The sequence below is a fragment of the Bacillus sp. RIT 809 genome (genome assembly GCF_016892495.1).
Lineage (GTDB): Bacteria > Bacillota > Bacilli > Bacillales > Bacillaceae_G > Bacillus_A > Bacillus_A cereus_U.
Map to the genome: position 1 here is coordinate 1 of NZ_JAFEMR010000087.1, position 276 is coordinate 276.

Below are 276 nucleotides of genomic sequence, written 5' to 3' on the forward strand. Positions count from 1 at the left end.
TGTTGTTTCTTCTTTATTTTCTTCTTGTTCTGGTGTTACCAAGATCTCCGGTTTTTCTGTTACCTCTGGTTTTTCTAACACATTCGGTTCTTCTGTCACCTTTGGCTCTTCCGGTTTTAATGATTCTTCGATTTCGTTTGTTGTTTCTTCTTTATTTTCTTCTTCGATCGGTGTTACCAAAATCTCCGGTTTGTCTTTTACCTCTGGCTTCTCTAACACATTCGGCTCTTCTGTCACCTTTGGCTCTTCCGGTTTTAATGATTCTTCGATTTCGTT

The 276-nt window shown here is 38.8% G+C and carries 1 pseudogene; it reads right to left on the minus strand.

The features are described 5' to 3' along the window. Window positions 1–276 (minus strand): annotated as a pseudogene (locus JTF23_RS27590) (Cna B-type domain-containing protein); the annotation flags it as partial.